Genomic DNA, 14,730 nt, shown 5'->3' on the forward strand with positions numbered 1-14,730 from the left:
CAGACGGTTTTCCCGGTTGGCTGTCACAACATTCGTGCTCTCAGCGTTGTTCGTGCCCATCGCTTCGGCCCAGTCCGATGCGCCGATCGCCGATCCACTGCCGACGCCGGGTGCCTCCGGCATCGGCCTGGAGCTGACCGAGGTCGCGCGGCTGCCCGCGTCGCAGCCCGTGCCCCCACCGACCGACGCGCGGCTGCGCCGGTACAACCGGATCAACTACCTCGGTGAGCTGCCCGACGGCTCCGGCCGGATGTTCGTGCCGGACATGAACGGCAAGCTCTACCTGCTGGACAACGGGGTTCAGCACGCCTACCTGGACCTGGGCGCGGTCGTCGGCCCCGACTTCCACAGCCACCGCGGTCTGGGCAGCGGTTTCGGGTTCGCCGCCTTCCACCCGAACTTCAAGCGCAACGGCAAGTTCTACACCGTGCACACCGAAACCGGTTCCGCGCTGACGTCGAAGAAGCCGGACTGGGCTTCCCCCGTCGGCAACCAGGTGCACGGCGTGATCACCGAGTGGACCGCGTCGGATCCGCGTGCCGACCTGTTCTCCGGCACGCACCGCGAGATCATGCGCGTCGGCTACGCGTCGTTCATCCACGGCTTCCAGGAGATCGGCTTCAACCCGAACGCACGCTGGTGGGACGAGGACTACGGCCTGCTCTACCTGGCTTCCGGCGACGGCGGCATCGGCACCGAGACCACGCTGCCACAGGACCTGGCGCTGCCACAGGGAAAGATCCTGCGCATCGACCCGGCCGGCAAGAACGGGATCAACGGCCAGTACGGCATTCCGCGCGCGAACCCGTTCGTGCGCACGGCGGGCGCGCTGGGCGAGATCTACGCGTACGGCATGCGCGACCCGTACCGCTTCAGCTGGGACCCGCAAGGCTCGCACAGGATGTTCCTCGGTCACATCGGCGAGAAGGCCGTCGACTCGGTCTACGAGGTGCGCAAGGGCGCCAACCTGGGCTGGAGCGAGCGCGAGGGCATCTGGTCGTACCGTCGCGGCGACCCGTCGTGCGGTGTGTTCCCGTTGCCCGCCGACGACGCCAAGTACGGCTTCACCTATCCCGTCACGGCGTTCGACCACAACCGGCTCGCCTCCTCACGGCCGTGCGCCGACAGCGGCAACGCGTTGATGGGCGGCTTCGTCTACCGCGGCTACAAGATCCCTTCGTTGCGCGGCAAGTACATCTACGGCGAGGGCGTGAAGGGCCTGATCTACTACGCCGAGGAACGCGAGATGCGCGCCGGCAAGCCGATGGCCACCACGCGCGAGATGATGGTCTACGCAGGTGGCCAGCTGACCACCATGAAGGCGTTGGTGAACGACCCGAACCGCGTCGACCTGAGGTTCGGCCAGGACGCCGCCGGTGAGCTTTACGTGCTGGCCAAGGCCAACGGCAAGATCTGGAAGGTGACGGGTGCGCGCACCTTCGCCTCGTGCCGCTCCGGCCACGACTACGTTTCCGGTGCCTCGTCGGCCCGTTCGTGGGAGCCCGTAACGCCTTCGCTGTGGCAGTTCCCCGGCCGTGAAGTCGTGCTGGCACAAGCCGGTGTCGCGCGGCCAGGGCCGCGCCGGCCGTTCGAGTACGCGGTGCTGAAGAAGGGCCCGGCGTTCGGTTCGGTGCAGGTGGACGCCCAGGTGCGGCTGGACACCCCGGTGGCGGAGTCGAACCGGGACGTGATCATCGTGTTCGGGTACAGGTCCGACACCGAGTTCTACTACGCGCATCTGTCCTCGGACAACAAGATCTATCCGCACAACGGGATCTTCGTGGTGAACAACGCGGACCGGCTTCGCCTTGACCACCAATGGGATGCGCCCCGCTCCGTCGGCGCCGCACCCGCGATCTCCGACACGGCGTGGCATCGCGTGCGGGTCAAGCACTGCGCCGATTCGGGAGAGATCGCGGTCTACGTGGACGGTTCGCCGTACCCGCTGATGACCGCGGTGGACAGGACCTTCTCGTCCGGGCGGGTCGGGTTCGGCTCGTTCGACAACATCGGCCGGCTGCGCGACCTGCGCGTGCGGGGCAAGGGAGTGCGGTGATGAGACGACTGCTGGTGCTGGGTCTGGTCGCGGTGTTCAGCGTCAGCCTGGCCGCCCCGGCCCAGGCCACGTTCGGCACCGTGCTGCCCACCCTGACGCGAAACCTGGTGTCCTACTACGACTTCGAACACCCGGTGCGCGGCAACAAGTCCCTGGAACAGGACCGCGGCCGCTCCGGCACCGCGCTGTCGCTGATCAACGGCGGCGCCGACATGCGGGTGCGCGACGGAGCTTTCCGAAGGAGCCGCAACTCGTTGCAGCTCAAGCAGATCAACCCGACGGTCGCCGGCAACGACGACTGGAAGGCGGGCCTGTACAGCGAAACCGGCGTGCCGTCGCTGAAGGCCTTCAACGGCGCCCGCCAAGCGTCGATCATGGGCTGGGTGAAGATGACGGGCCAGAACCCGGCCCCGAACTCGAACTCGGCAAACCCGTCCGACCTCTACGGCGCGATCGGCCTGGCCGGCGTGCTGACCGGTGACTCCAACGGCCACGCGGTGCGCGCGCTGCTGGAACTGATCCAGGTCAACGGCGAGCTGAAGCTGGTCGCGCTGGCCAGGCGGATCGACGGCGGCGACTCGCAGACGTTCGCCGCCACCGAGGACTGGCAGAAGTTGCTGCCGCAGAACGAATGGGTGTTCCTGGCGGCGACCTTCGACTTCGACACCGGCGCGATGGTGCTGTACCGCAACGGAAAGCCGTTGGCGGGCAAGTACGTCGTGGCTGGTGACCCGTGGAAGCTCGAAGGCGAACCCGAACCGGACGTGGCGTCGGCGACCGATCCGCGCGGCCTCAAGATCGGCGGCAGCTACCCGCAGAACAGCCGCGAGGGCAACGCCTGCAACTGCCGGATGGACAGCCTGATGTTCCTCGACCGCGTGGCGAAGCCGTGGGAGGTGGCGGCGCAGTACTACTGGATGAAGAGCTGACCTCACCTCTTCACCATCGAGTGGAATCGCTGTAATGCCAATGCATTGCGGCACGAAGTGCAGAAGACGTCGTGGCCCTCGCCCGCCGGTGGTGAGGGCCACGAAGATCATCGGTTGGCCCGCGTTCCGTGAGCGGTAATCATCCTGCGCCGAGCGGAACGACACCAACATGCCCGGCCGATCACCAATGCCGAACTCCACCGATTCCGCCTTTGGGTGACGTCGTAGATCCGCTAGCGTGCGGGCTTCCGCCGAGTCCAACGGAGTGCCCGCGTGAACGTTGGAGTGCCGCCAGAGCGCGGTACCACGACCAACAAGATGGACGGCGCCGGCAACGTGGTGCAGGCCGCCGAGCTTCGCGACGTGCACTTCCACGGCGTGCCGGACGGTGGGTCGCAGCCGGGTCTGGTCTCGACCATCGCACCGGTCGACCTGCTGCCGGGCAAGGTCTTCGGCCGCGAGCAGTTGGTGGCACGCCTCGTGGAGGTCACGCAGCGGGCCGACGGTTCGCACGTCGTCCTGCACGGCACCGGCGGCAGCGGCAAGACGGCGGTGGCGCTCTCGCTCGCGCAGCGTCTCGACAAGGACTTCCCGCGCACCCGCGTCTGGTGGGTCGACGGGTCGTCGGAGAACAGCCTGTCGGCCGGGCTGCGCGAGGTCGTCTACGACGCGGACCCGCACCATCGCGTCGAGGAGGTCATGCGTGCCTGGCGTGGTGAGGGCTCGGCGCCGAACCTCCTGAAGAAGGTGCTGGCGGAGATTCCCGGCAGATGGACGCTGATCATCGACGGCGCCGACGACCAGCGCCTGCTGACGCAGTGGCGACCGGCTCTGCAACACGACACCGGCACTGTCGTCATGACGACCCGGCACAACAAGGCCAAGGAGTGGAGTCGCTGCGCCGAGGTGCACCAGGTGAGCACGTTGCACGAGGAAGCGGCAGTCGAGATGCTGCGCGCGCTGGCTCCCGGCTCAGGAACACCGGAGCAGGCTCGGGAACTGGCCTGCACGCTGGGTTTCCTGCCGCTCGCGCTCCGCCTGGCCGGAAGCTACCTCAGCTCGGTGCCGTCGTTGCCCACCACCGCCGGACTGGCGTTGCCGGAGAGCTTCGAGCAGTACCGTCTGGTGTTCCACGAACGATTCGGTGAGCTCGACCAGTTGCACGAGATAGGAAGCGACCTGGCCGAGCGCGACCTGCTGTCGCGGACGTGGGAGTTGTCGCTCGACCTGCTCGCGGACCTCGGCATGCCGTGGGCACGCCCGCTGTTGCGCTGGCTTTCGTGCTTCGAACAGGCTCCCATTCCGTGCGATCTCGCCAACGCCGCGATCCTGACCAGGTCGTCGTTGTTCAAGGGCATCACCGGGATGGACCTGATCCACGCCTTCGTGTTCCTGACCAACTTCGGCCTGGTCGAACAGGTTTCGGTGTGGGGCATGCGGTCCTCGGCGGCCACCACGAAGTGCTGGGTGCTGCATCCGGTGATCCGCGAGGCGAACCGGCACCAGCCCGACGTCCAGCAGGACCTTCAGGCCTATCTCGCACTGTGCTACGCGACGCTCGACGGCTACACGAGCTTTCTCTCCGCGGAGGTGCAGCAGGACCTCTCGACGTGGGCGGTGCTCAGCCCGCACTGCGAGTTCGTGGTGGAGTGGATCCACCGCGACCGGGCGAGGCTGCCCGTACCCGAGGACTGGGAGCTGCTGGGCACGAAGCTGTCCTGCGTGGTCGCCAGGTTCTCCACCCTGTCCGGTCAGCACGATCGCGCGGAGGCGATCTTCCGGCACGCTCTGGTGGTGCGGCTGCGGCACCTGGGCGAGACGCATCCCGAGGTGCTCACCGCCCGCCGCAACATCGTGCTGTTGCGGTGGGACCGGCACCGGGGCGAGCAGTCGCTCGCCGAACTCGTGCTGCTGGCCGAGGACACCCGGTCCGCGCTGGGCGAACGCGATCCGCTCACCATCAGCTGCCAGCTGGACCTCGCACTCGCCCACGCCCAGATGGCGGAGCAGGACGCGGCCGACCGCGTCGTCGACGACTACCGGGCCATCGTGCGGCTGAGCGGTGAGCTCTACGGCCGGACGGAGACCACCGCACTGTCAGCGCAGATGAACCTGGTCACCGAGCTCGGCCGGCGTGAGGACGAGTCCTGCCCGGCCGAGCTGCTGAGGCTGCTGACGATGATCGAGGAGGTCGAGAACGCGCCCGACATCGCGGGCCAGGTGCCGTTCAGTCTCGGCAAGCTGCGCGCCGCGGTGATGAACCTCCTGCAGAACAGTCGCGGCTGGAGCGAACCGCAGAACTGAGCAGGTCGCCACAGTTCTGCCCGTCAGGTTGGGTGTGGTTGAGGGCGATTCGATCAAGTGTTGGTAGTACTTGCAGACGCCTGTCGGGATCAACGAGTCCAGAGGTTTCGGGCAAGACCTCAGGCCAGGTGCTCAGTCGAACACCAGGACGCCCTGGGTCGCGGGCTGCATCGTGCCGACCTTGGCCTCGCTCACCTTCATCCTGCTGATGTCGGCGATCGGCTGACCGTCGGTGCCGATGAACGTGACCTTCGCGGGGCCCATGCCCGGCAGCTCGGCCGTCATCGTGTTGATGGCGAACGAGTTGGTGTCGTCGTCGACGTCGAGCTGCACGCCGGCGAACGCGGTCTGACCTGGCTGGAGCGTGATCGACGGGCCCTCGCCGGGCACCAGCTTCTGCTCCACCGGGATCGCCGCGGGCTCGTTCGCGAGGTTGGTGAAGGCGAGCTTCGGCCAGCCCTGGAAGGTGATCGGCGCCGAGCCCTGGTTCGTCGCGGCGAGCAGGCCCAGGCCAGGCTTGCCCTGCATGGTCAGGTCGACCTTCACCGTGGGCTCCTGCTTGTCGCTCACAGAAGTGGTCGTGGGTGCCTGGCTCTGGGGCGACGGACTCGGCGTCGAGGCCCCACAGGCCGTGACCGCGAGAACAACAGCGAGGATCGTGACACGCATTCGTTCAACCCCTTGGAGCCCGGATCTAGTTGATCTCCATCGAATAGCCCGGCCACGGGGCGTGGCAAACCTCGGCCGCCCGATCGGGTGTCACAGCGTGGCGATCTTCACCGCCTTCGCCATCGCCTCGAACCCCTTGTCGCCGGGGTGCAGGTGGTCGCCCTGGTCGTAGTCGGGCCTGATCCGCTGCGGGTCCGCCGGGTCGCGGATCACCTGGTCGAAGTCCACGACCGCGTCGAAGTCCTTGCTGGTGCGGATGTACGAGTTCACGGCCTGCCGCACGCCTTCGAGCTCGTCGGTGTAGCTGTTCCAGCCCTTGAACGGCGTGATGGTCGCGCCGATCACCCGCAGGCCGCGGTCGTGCGAGCGCTGGGCGATCTGCCGCAACGCGGCGATGATCTTCGCGGGGTTGGTCTCGTGCGGGGTCTGCTGGATGTCGTTGATGCCCTCGAACACGATGACCGAGCGGACGCCGGACTGGGTCAGCACGTCGCGGTTCAGCCGGGCCTGCGCGTTCGGGCCGGATGAACCGCCGTCCAGCAGGAGACGGTTGCCGCTGATGCCCGCGTTGAGCACGCCCATGCGGGTGTTGATCCGGTCGGCGAGCTGGTCGGGCCAGCGCAGGTTCGCGCCCCAGGTCGAGTTGGCGCCGTCGGTGATCGAGTCACCCAGCGCGACGACGCTGCCCTGCAACGACGACGAGCGCACGTCGACGCCTGAGACGTAGTGCCAGACGCTGGTGCGTTCGCGGAAGGCGGCGGCGGACTCGTCGGCCGTGTGGTTGCCGTCGCGGGTGAAGTACGAGTTCTGCATGGACAGCTGGTGGTGCGTGACCGGGCCGCCCGGCGACGGCGTGTAGACGGTCACCAGCAGGTCGGAGTCGGCGGGGACGGTCAACGCCACCCCGTCGCTGACCACGTCGGCACCGGGCGCGGCCGTGATCGACTGGGAGCCGCCGAACGTCAGCGTGCGCATCGTGCCGGGCACCGCGAGCGGCGTGTCCGGACCGGCCGCGCGGGCCACCGTGACCTGGCCGAACACCGTCGGGGTGCGGCCGTAGGCGTTGGAGAGCCGGACACGGATCTCCTTGCCGCCGGCGCTGACGTGCACGATGTTGCGGATCGAGAAGTTCGGGTAGCCGTTGTCGGTGCCGGGCACGGCCGAGGACGGCGCGGTGGCCCAGGTGCCGACCCATCTGGCCGGTGCGGCCTGCGCGGGGGAGGCCACCGCCACGAGCAACGCCACTGCCAGCAGAAAGCGCGTCATGCACTTGACCTTGGCAGCGCTCCCACCGCTCCGGTATCCGCCGATCTTCGGGTCTACCCTGCACCCGTGTGGAATGGAGCTGACTACCAGCGCAGGTTCGATTCGCTCGCCGAGTCGGGTGTGGACGTGCACGGCGAGGCCACGTTCGTGCGCGCGTATGAACCGAAGACCGTGCTGGACGCCGGGTGCGGCACCGGCAGGGTCGCGATCGAGCTGGCGAAACACGGCATCGAGGTCGTCGGCGCGGACCGCGACGAGTCGATGCTCGCGCACGCGGCCGAACTCGCGCCCGGCATCACGTGGGTGCGCTCCGACCTGGCCGAACTCGACCTCCAGCGCACCTTCGACGTCGTCGTCATGGCCGGCAACGTGCCGCTGTTCACCGAGCCCGGCACCCAGGACAGGCTCGTCGCGGGCGTCGCGAAGCACGTCGGGAAAGTGCTGATCGCGGGCTTCAGCCTGAACCGCGGTTACACCGTCGAGGAGTACGACGAGCACTGCGCGCGGGCTGGGCTGAAGCTGGTCGAGCGGTTCGCCACGTGGGACCGGGAGGAGTTCCGCGGCGGCGACTACGCGGTGTCGGTACATCTGTCTTGATTGGGCCAGAACTCTGGTCTTGCGTCCGTCCCACGGTGTAGGTCTGGTTGATCTACTACCAGGGGGATTCATGCGCTTGCTGGGAGCGATCGCCGTCACGGCACTCGTGTTGAGCGGGCAGACAGCCGTGGCGGCACCGGCGCCGGTCCAACCGGACCCGTTGCTGGCCTTCCTGGCTGAACCGGGCACCGACCTGGCGAAGGCGTCACGGGCGCGTGAGGCCAGGACCAGGGCGCGGGTCCTGAGCGCGGCCAAGCCCGGCTACACCTACGCCGAACGGGAACCGGTGTCGGCGCGCGGCCGCAACGACAGCCCGTGGCTCGCGGAGTCCACGGACTTCCGCAAGCACCGCAGCGCGTTGTTCACCGGCTCGCTGCTCGCGGACCCGACCATGCCTGCGGTCGCCGAGTTCGCCGAGCCCAACGACACGCAGGCGACCGCGAGCGACACGGGCGTCGGCACCGCCCACCGCGCGATCCGCACGAGTGGCCGGATCACCGGCGCGGACCAGGACTTCTACCGGTTGCGCGGTGCGGGCCGCACAACCATCGACACCCGCACCGAGGGCAGCGACCTCGACACCGTGCTGACCGTGTTCGACGCGGCGGGCAAGGAGATCGCGTCGAACGACACGGTCGGCGTCAGCACCGACGCCCGTCTTGAGACCGAACTCGCCGCGGGTGCCGACTACTTCGTCCGCGTCACCGGCACGCTGAACACCTCAGGTGCTTACGAACTCACGCTCGGGGCCGGCGAAGGCAAGGGGGACAAGGACTTCTTCGCCGTCGACCTCAAGGCGGGCGACGTGATCGGCGCGTCCGTCACGGGTGCGGCGCGCAGGGTCGCCGTGCACGACATCAGGGGCCGCGAGGTGATGGGCTCGCGGCAGGACTTCTCCGGCGTCTACCCGAAGGAGAACCCGCTGCCCGGCGGCGGCAACGCGGTCGCGGACTACCTGGCACCGCGCGACGGCCGGTACTACGTCGGGGTCGAGGACGGCACCGGTCGCTACGAGCTGACGGCGAAGGCGTTCCGTCCGGGGAGCGAGAAGGCCGGTCTGCAGACCGTGTTCGTGGACTTCAACGGCGCGCTCGTCGACACGACCGTCTGGGGCGTGCCGGGCGAGAAGCAGCTGTCACCGCTCGCGAAGTTCCTGGCGAACTGGGGACTGTCGGCGGCCGACGAGAACGCGGTCGTGTCCGCCGCGGTCGACACCATCCGGGAGAACCTGGCGCTGCACGGGAAGTTCGGCGTCAAGCTGCTCAACAGCCGCGACCACGCCGATCCGTGGGGCCGGCGGAACGTCAGCCGCCTGGTGATCGGCGGCACGATCGCCGAGTCCGGTGTGGAGACCGTGGCGATCGCGCAGAGCATCGACCCCGGCAACTTCGGGCACGAGGAAACCGCGATGGTGCAGCTCGACCTGCTCAGCCAGCCCGCGGGCGCGGCCGTCTCGCTCAACACCTACATCACGCCCGCGAGCGACAAGACGAAGTTCGTCGGACGCGCGTTGGGCAACATCGCGGCACACGAGCTGGGACACCTGTCCGGTTCGTGGCACCAGCACCAGTTCAACGCGCACGACACGCTGATGGATCAGGGCGGCAACCCGAAGGCGATGTTCGCGGTGGGCGCCGACGGCATCGGTGGCAACGCCGACGACACGGACATGGACTTCGGCGAGGACGAGTTCGTGCCGAACGAGGGCTTCACCGGTGTCGAGGACGCGGCGAGTCGCACCCGATGGGGGTACAGCCGCGGCTAGCGCGCGTGGAGGACGCTGACCAGAGCGAGAAGACGCAGGCCTGGGCTCATGTCACAGATCAGGTGTTCCGGAGTTTCTCGGCGTGGCGGCCCGGCGGCGGCGTTACGGTGTCCGCAGTCGGAGTGGTGTGAGGGCAGGAGCCTGGCGTGACGTCGTGGACCGAAGTGATCAACTATGTCCGGGTCAGGTACGAGGTGCTGGAGGAGACGGGCGACTGGCTGCGCTTCCGGCTCGGCACCGAGGGTGAACGGACGCAGCAGGTCTCGGTGCACCACCTGCCGGACCTCGACGGTCAGGAGTGGGTGGAGATCTCCTCGGCGGTCGGCCGCGCGGACGAGATCGACCTGCGCCGCTTCCTCGAGCTGGCCGGTGCGCCGGAGCTCGGTGGAGCCGCTGTGGTGGACGGCCTCGCGCTGCTCAAGCACGTGGCGCCGCTGGAGGACCTGAGCATCCGCGAGGAGTTCGAACGCCCGCTCACCCTCCTGGTCGGCCGCGCCGACACCCTGGAGCACGAGCTGACCAGCGGCGACCACTTCTGACAGGGGTTATCCGTACGCCTTGGCCGCCGCCTCGATGAACGCCCTGGTCAGCGGGTCGTCCTTCGTCCACGCGAGCACGACCGGGCTGGGTGCCAGGTCGGCCAGCGGGACGACGGTCAGCTCGTCGCCCAGGTCGTGGCCGAGCGGCGCCAGGCCGACGGATCCGTTCCACAGCACGGATTGCACGCACTCCTGGACCGCGCGGACGATCGGCCCCCGCCGGGGTTCGCCGCCGTTCCAGTAGTTCTGCCAGATCTCGTCGGTGCCCGCCGGGAACTGGAACCAGTCGCGGCCGGCGAGATCATCGGTGGTGAGGCGGTCGCGCCGGGCGAGCGGGTCGTCCGCCCTGAGCACCGCGCCGACCGGGTCCTGGCGCAGTATAAGGGTTTTCAGGCCGGTCTCGTCGAACGGGCCGCGGGTCAGGGCGACGTCGACCTGGCCGGTGCGCAGGCCGCAGGTGGGGTCGGTCAGGTCGGTCTCGCGGATGCGGATCTCGGCGCCGGGGCGCCGCTGCCGGAACGCGGCCGCGAGCCGGGCCGCGCCGTGGTCGCCCAGCAGGCCGACGGTGATGGTCGTGCGCGCGAGCTTGGTGCGGACGCGGTCGGCGTGGTCGAGCAGCGCCCGTGCCTCGTCGAGCAGGGTGCGGCCGGCCTCGGTGAGCGTGACGCCGGCGGGGGAGCGGTGCAGCAGCGTGGTGCCGAGGTCGTTCTCGAGGTGCTTGATCGCCCGGCTCAGCGGTGGCTGGCTCATGTGCAGGCGTCGCGCGGCCCGGCCGAAGTGCAGCTCCTCGGCGACCGCGACGAAATAGCGCAGCGTCCGCAGCTCCATGATCAGGCACGATACTCGCTCGGTATCGGCGGTGCCGAGCCGGTCTTGGACGCCGGCCGGGGTGCGGCGGTGGAGTGGGAGCATGAACCTTCCAGACCCCGCCGTCCAGGTTTCCGGCGCCGTCGACATCGCCCCCGACGTCCTGGCGATCCCCGGCGACCACGTTGCTCTCGTGCCCAACATCGGTGTCATCAGCGGCACCGAAGCGGTTCTCGTCGTCGACACGGGACTGGGTCTCGCCAACGCGTCCGAGGTGCTCGAGTTCGCGTCGGAGGTGGCCCGCGGGCGGCGGATCTACCTGACGACCACGCACTTCCACCCGGAGCACGCGTTCGGGGCTTCCGTGTTCGGGGGCTCGTACGTGGTGAACCGCGCGCAGGCGGATGACCTGCGCCGCAAGGGATCCGGCTACCTGGAGATGTTCCGCGGGTTCGGTGGTGCGATCGCCGAACGGCTGGCGGACGTCACCGTCCCCGTGCCGGACGTGGTGTTCGACGGCGTGCGCTCGCTCGATCTCGGCGGCCGGACCGTGCTGCTGCGGCCGACCGGGCGCGGGCACACGTTGGGAGACCAGGTGATCGAGGTGCCGGACGCGGGCGTGCTGTTCACCGGCGACCTGGCGGAGACCGGGCAGTTCGCGATCTTCCCGTGGTTCCCGCCGCACGACACCGACGTGTCCGGCCTCGCGTGGATCGACGTGATGGACCGGTTGATCGCCGCCGAACCTCGCGTGGTCGTGCCAGGGCACGGCACGACGGGTGGTCGCGAGGTTCTGGAGGGCGTCCGGGACTACCTGCGTGAGCTGCGGGACGAGACCTGGCTGCGGCGCGACTCCGCGATGACGGAGGCGGACGTCGTGGCCGAGGTGCGGGCGGTGCTGATCGAGCGGCATCCCGACTGGGCCGGTCAGGAGTGGATCGAGCGCGGGGTCGGGTGCCTGTGCGCCGAATGATCGCTGCGCTCAATAGCTTCAGTGTTGACTAAATGTAGTCCTCGCCGAGGCGGGCGCGGATGACCTTCTTCGGCACGCACATGACCCAAGCGCCGATGACGAGCTCGGTCATCTCCTCCACGTCCAGCTCGGCCATCGACGCGTGCACCCACTGGAACCGCATGTCGGACTGGCTCGGGAACGCGAACTTGACCGGGTCGCTCGCGACCAGCGCTTCGCGTTCCTCGCGCGGATAACCGAAGCCCAGCACGGTTTCGTCGCGGGACAGGGCCGCGTAGACGATCTGGCCCACGCGGAACTTCACGCGGTCGCGGATGAGGTGCTCGGTGGTGCGCGGCAGCGTCAGTGCCACGGCGCGGATGTCGGCGACGGTGACCATCAGGCAATCCTCCACGCGGCGGAGCCGTTGTGCAGGAAGCCGGCGCGACCGAGTTCGTCGGATCCGACCAGCGACATGACGTGGTGGCCGTCGGGCTTCGGTTCGGCGGTGATGATCGTGTTGTCGCCCAGCCGGACGACCTCGACGGCGGGCTTGCCGGGGAAGCGTTCGGTGCGCGCGTGGTAGGTCAGGAACGCGCGTCCGTTGTCGGTGGTGAGAGTGAGGTCGTACAACGTGTTGCGGTAGGTGCCGCACATCCAGTCGTCGACCGGGGTGGGGTCGGCCGGTGGTGACGGCGGTGGCGCGTACTCGATGCCGGCCGCGGTGAAGATCTCGTGGGCCAGCGGTTCGCCGCGCGGGCTGTCGGTCAGCACGGCCACCGCCAGGCCCTGTTCCGGTACGACGCGCAGGAACGACTTCTGTCCTTTTGAGACACCGGTGTGACCGACCGCGCCGCCGGGGTACAGCATCCAACCGAGGCCCCAGCCGGTGATTCCGCCGCCGAAGTCCGGGATCTCACCGAGCTGGGGTTCGCGCAGCGCGGCGAGGGCCGGGTCGGTCAGGTGCGGGCGGACGAACTCCAGCAGGTCGCTGGCGGTCATCTCGAGGTGCGAGCTGCCGGGCGCGATGGCGTTCGCCGAGACGGACCGCAGGCCCAGCGGCGCGACGAGTTCGGCGTGCAGGACGTCGTCGTAAGGCTTGCCGCGCAACACTTCCACGAGCCTGCCGAGCACCCTGAACCCGCTGTTGGAGTACGAGAACACCTCGCCGGGCGGGAACCAGTGCTCCGCGTCGGCGATGGCGGCGACGAACTCCTCCATGCTGCCGGTGTCGGCGAAGTGGTTGCTGTCGAGGCCGCCGGTGTGGGTGAGCAGGTGGCGGGAGGTCAGGGAGTCGGCGGCGCGGTCGCGCAGCCGGAAGCCGGGCAGGTAGTCGCGGACGGGCCGGTCGAGGTCGAGCGCGCCTTCGTCGACCAGGCGCTGGATCAGGGTGGCCGTCCAGATCTTGGTGATCGAGCCGATCCGGAACGGCGCGTCGGTCGTGGCCTCGGCGGTGATCTCCCCGTCGGCCAGCACGGCCACCTGCGCGTTGGGTACGTCGTACTTCGCGGTGAGCTCGCTGAGGTTCCCCATCAGGCAATCCTGTAGCAGGCGTTCGTGTTGTGGAGCCACTTCGGGCGGCCTTCGGAGTCGCGGCCGACGAACGTGGCGACGTAGTGCGTCCCGAAGTCCGGTTCGAGTGTGATGATCGAGGTGTCGTCGAGGCGGACGACCTCGTCGCGCCGGTGTTCGCCGATGAACTCCGCGCCGAGCGCGTCTCGGGGCACGTAGCTGAGGAACGCGCGGCCGTCTTCGTTGGTCAGCACGTAGTCGACCTTCGTGCCGCGGTAGGTGCCGAACATGGTGTCGTCGAGGGGTGCGGGGTTCGCGGGCGGTGTGACGCGGGGCGGGGTCTCGACGCCGGCGAGTTCGCGCAGGGTGTGCGTGAAGACCTCGTGGGCCAGCCCAGGGCCGCCGAGGCTGTTGGTCAGCACCGCGACCGCGACACCTGCTTCCGGGACGACGCGCAGGAAGGCCTTCTGGCCCAGCGTTGTTCCGGTGTGGCCGACGACGCCGTCGCCGAGCAGCATCCAGCCGAGTCCCCACCGCGGGACGCCGAGGTTCGGCGGCACGGTCACCTGGGGTTCGCGCAGGACGGCGAACTCGTCGGTGAGGTGCAGGCGGACGAAGGTGAGCAGGTCACGGGCGCTCATGGCGAGCTGGGCGCCACCGGGGGAGTTGGAGTAGGCGAGTGCCCACGTCCTGACTGGTGCACCCTGGTCGTGGCCGACGGCGGCGCGGTGCAGGATCGCCTCGTAGGCGTTGGTGGAGACGGTGTTCAGGCCGAGCGGCGTGACCAGGCCGGAGCGCAGGACGTCGTGGAACGGCTTGCCGCGCAGCACCTCGATGAGCCGGCCGAGCACGGCGTACCCGGTGTTGCAGTAGGAGAACATCGCGCCGGGCAGGAACAGCTGTTCGGCGGTGGAGAGGGTGGCGACGAACCTCGCGATCGCGCCGTCGTCCTGGCCGGTGTCGGTGAACAGGTTGCCGTCGATCCCGTTCGTGTGGGTGAGGAGGTGCCGGGCGGTCGCGGACTCCGTTGCCACGGGGTCGCTCAATTCGAATTCCGGCAAGTAAGAACGAATCGGACAATCCAGATCAAGAACACGTTCGTTCACCAATTTCTGGGCCAAAGTCGCCGTCCAGATCTTCGTGATCGAGCCGATCTGGAACACCGAGTCGGGCGTTGTCTCAATTCGCGTGTGCAGGCTCAGCAGGCCCGCCGCGTGGTCCTCGATCTCCCCGTTCGCAAGTACTGCGACCTGCGCACCTGGCACTTTGTGACGCTGGATCAGTTCAGCGAGATTCCACCCCATGGAAAGATCCTATAGAAAACGGGACTGTTC

13 protein-coding genes are annotated in these 14,730 nt (G+C 68.7%); 7 read left to right on the forward strand and 6 right to left on the reverse strand.

Annotation, left to right across the window (positions count from 1 at the left end):
* The first annotated feature begins 16 nt into the window (after positions 1-16).
* From SK803_RS01440 to SK803_RS01450, 3 genes are all read left to right on the forward strand, one after another.
* The gene (locus SK803_RS01440) at positions 17-2,056 is read left to right on the forward strand and encodes a PQQ-dependent sugar dehydrogenase (RefSeq protein ID WP_319963850.1); all 2,040 of its coding nucleotides are present in this window, start codon (positions 17-19) and stop codon (positions 2,054-2,056) included.
* Positions 2,056-2,985 (forward strand): hypothetical protein, encoded by a 930-nt coding sequence (locus SK803_RS01445; protein WP_319963851.1) that lies wholly within the window; start codon positions 2,056-2,058, stop codon positions 2,983-2,985. The genes SK803_RS01440 and SK803_RS01445 overlap by 1 nt, the downstream gene beginning before the upstream one ends.
* Positions 2,986-3,258: 273 nt before the next feature.
* Positions 3,259-5,289 carry an NB-ARC domain-containing protein gene (locus tag SK803_RS01450; RefSeq protein ID WP_319963852.1) on the forward strand — a complete coding sequence of 677 codons (2,031 nt, stop codon included), beginning with the start codon at positions 3,259-3,261 and terminating at the stop codon, positions 5,287-5,289.
* A gap of 132 nt (positions 5,290-5,421) precedes the next feature.
* On the opposite strand, the gene SK803_RS01455 is transcribed toward SK803_RS01450, so the two are convergent.
* Both SK803_RS01455 and SK803_RS01460 read right to left on the reverse strand, forming a co-directional pair.
* Entirely contained in the window at positions 5,422-5,958 is a 537-nt protein-coding gene (locus SK803_RS01455) for a DUF4232 domain-containing protein (protein ID WP_319963853.1), read from the reverse strand.
* A 90-nt stretch (positions 5,959-6,048) separates the two neighbouring features.
* A complete protein-coding gene (locus SK803_RS01460; RefSeq protein ID WP_319963854.1) occupies positions 6,049-7,224 on the reverse strand; it encodes an SGNH/GDSL hydrolase family protein in 1,176 nt (391 codons plus the stop codon).
* A 66-nt stretch (positions 7,225-7,290) separates the two neighbouring features.
* On the opposite strand from SK803_RS01460, the gene SK803_RS01465 reads away from it, so the two are divergent.
* The 3 genes from SK803_RS01465 to SK803_RS01475 all read left to right on the forward strand — a co-directional run bounded on the left by SK803_RS01465 (position 7,291) and on the right by SK803_RS01475 (position 10,125).
* On the forward strand, positions 7,291-7,821 hold the full coding sequence (locus SK803_RS01465; RefSeq protein WP_319963855.1) for a class I SAM-dependent methyltransferase: 531 nt from the start codon (positions 7,291-7,293) through the stop codon (positions 7,819-7,821).
* A 70-nt stretch (positions 7,822-7,891) separates the two neighbouring features.
* A complete protein-coding gene (locus SK803_RS01470) occupies positions 7,892-9,586 on the forward strand; it encodes a hypothetical protein (RefSeq protein WP_319963856.1) in 1,695 nt (564 codons plus the stop codon).
* Positions 9,587-9,732: 146 nt separating this feature from the next.
* Positions 9,733-10,125 (forward strand): hypothetical protein, encoded by a 393-nt coding sequence (locus SK803_RS01475; protein WP_319963857.1) that lies wholly within the window; start codon positions 9,733-9,735, stop codon positions 10,123-10,125.
* A gap of 6 nt (positions 10,126-10,131) precedes the next feature.
* On the opposite strand, the gene SK803_RS01480 is transcribed toward SK803_RS01475, so the two are convergent.
* The gene (locus tag SK803_RS01480; RefSeq protein WP_319963858.1) at positions 10,132-10,953 is read right to left on the reverse strand and encodes a LysR family transcriptional regulator; all 822 of its coding nucleotides are present in this window, start codon (positions 10,951-10,953) and stop codon (positions 10,132-10,134) included.
* 82 nt (positions 10,954-11,035) lie between these two features.
* Between SK803_RS01480 and SK803_RS01485 the strand changes: the two genes are divergently transcribed.
* Positions 11,036-11,905, forward strand: coding sequence for an MBL fold metallo-hydrolase (locus SK803_RS01485; protein WP_319963859.1), 870 nt, complete (start codon positions 11,036-11,038; stop codon positions 11,903-11,905).
* A 28-nt stretch (positions 11,906-11,933) separates the two neighbouring features.
* Here the strand turns inward: SK803_RS01485 and SK803_RS01490 are convergent, their stop codons facing one another.
* Genes SK803_RS01490 through SK803_RS01500 form a run of 3 tightly spaced genes read right to left on the reverse strand, consistent with a single transcriptional unit; the run spans position 11,934 to position 14,700 of the window.
* On the reverse strand, positions 11,934-12,284 hold the full coding sequence (locus SK803_RS01490; protein ID WP_319963860.1) for an MmcQ/YjbR family DNA-binding protein: 351 nt from the start codon (positions 12,282-12,284) through the stop codon (positions 11,934-11,936).
* Complete coding sequence (locus SK803_RS01495; RefSeq protein ID WP_319963861.1) at positions 12,284-13,417, reverse strand: serine hydrolase domain-containing protein; 1,134 nt, start codon at positions 13,415-13,417, stop codon at positions 12,284-12,286. The genes SK803_RS01490 and SK803_RS01495 overlap by 1 nt, the downstream gene beginning before the upstream one ends.
* On the reverse strand, positions 13,417-14,700 hold the full coding sequence (locus SK803_RS01500) for a serine hydrolase domain-containing protein (RefSeq protein ID WP_319963862.1): 1,284 nt from the start codon (positions 14,698-14,700) through the stop codon (positions 13,417-13,419). Before SK803_RS01500 ends, SK803_RS01495 begins: the two co-directional genes overlap by 1 nt.
* Positions 14,701-14,730: the final 30 nt, after the last annotated feature.

The sequence above is a fragment of the Lentzea miocenica genome, from assembly GCF_033949945.1.
Classification (GTDB): Bacteria; Actinomycetota; Actinomycetes; order Mycobacteriales; family Pseudonocardiaceae; genus Lentzea; species Lentzea miocenica.

Coding starts and splice junctions, on each gene's coding strand:
- SK803_RS01445 (WP_319963851.1), top strand. CDS start 2,056: ATGAGACGACTGCTGGTGCTGGGTCTGGTCGCGGTGTTCAGCGTCAGC.
- SK803_RS01455 (WP_319963853.1), bottom strand. CDS start 5,958: ATGCGTGTCACGATCCTCGCTGTTGTTCTCGCGGTCACGGCCTGTGGG.
- SK803_RS01460 (WP_319963854.1), bottom strand. CDS start 7,224: ATGACGCGCTTTCTGCTGGCAGTGGCGTTGCTCGTGGCGGTGGCCTCC.
- SK803_RS01470 (WP_319963856.1), top strand. CDS start 7,892: ATGCGCTTGCTGGGAGCGATCGCCGTCACGGCACTCGTGTTGAGCGGG.
- SK803_RS01480 (WP_319963858.1), bottom strand. CDS start 10,953: ATGGAGCTGCGGACGCTGCGCTATTTCGTCGCGGTCGCCGAGGAGCTG.
- SK803_RS01485 (WP_319963859.1), top strand. CDS start 11,036: ATGAACCTTCCAGACCCCGCCGTCCAGGTTTCCGGCGCCGTCGACATC.
- SK803_RS01490 (WP_319963860.1), bottom strand. CDS start 12,284: ATGGTCACCGTCGCCGACATCCGCGCCGTGGCACTGACGCTGCCGCGC.
- SK803_RS01495 (WP_319963861.1), bottom strand. CDS start 13,417: ATGGGGAACCTCAGCGAGCTCACCGCGAAGTACGACGTACCCAACGCG.
- SK803_RS01500 (WP_319963862.1), bottom strand. CDS start 14,700: ATGGGGTGGAATCTCGCTGAACTGATCCAGCGTCACAAAGTGCCAGGT.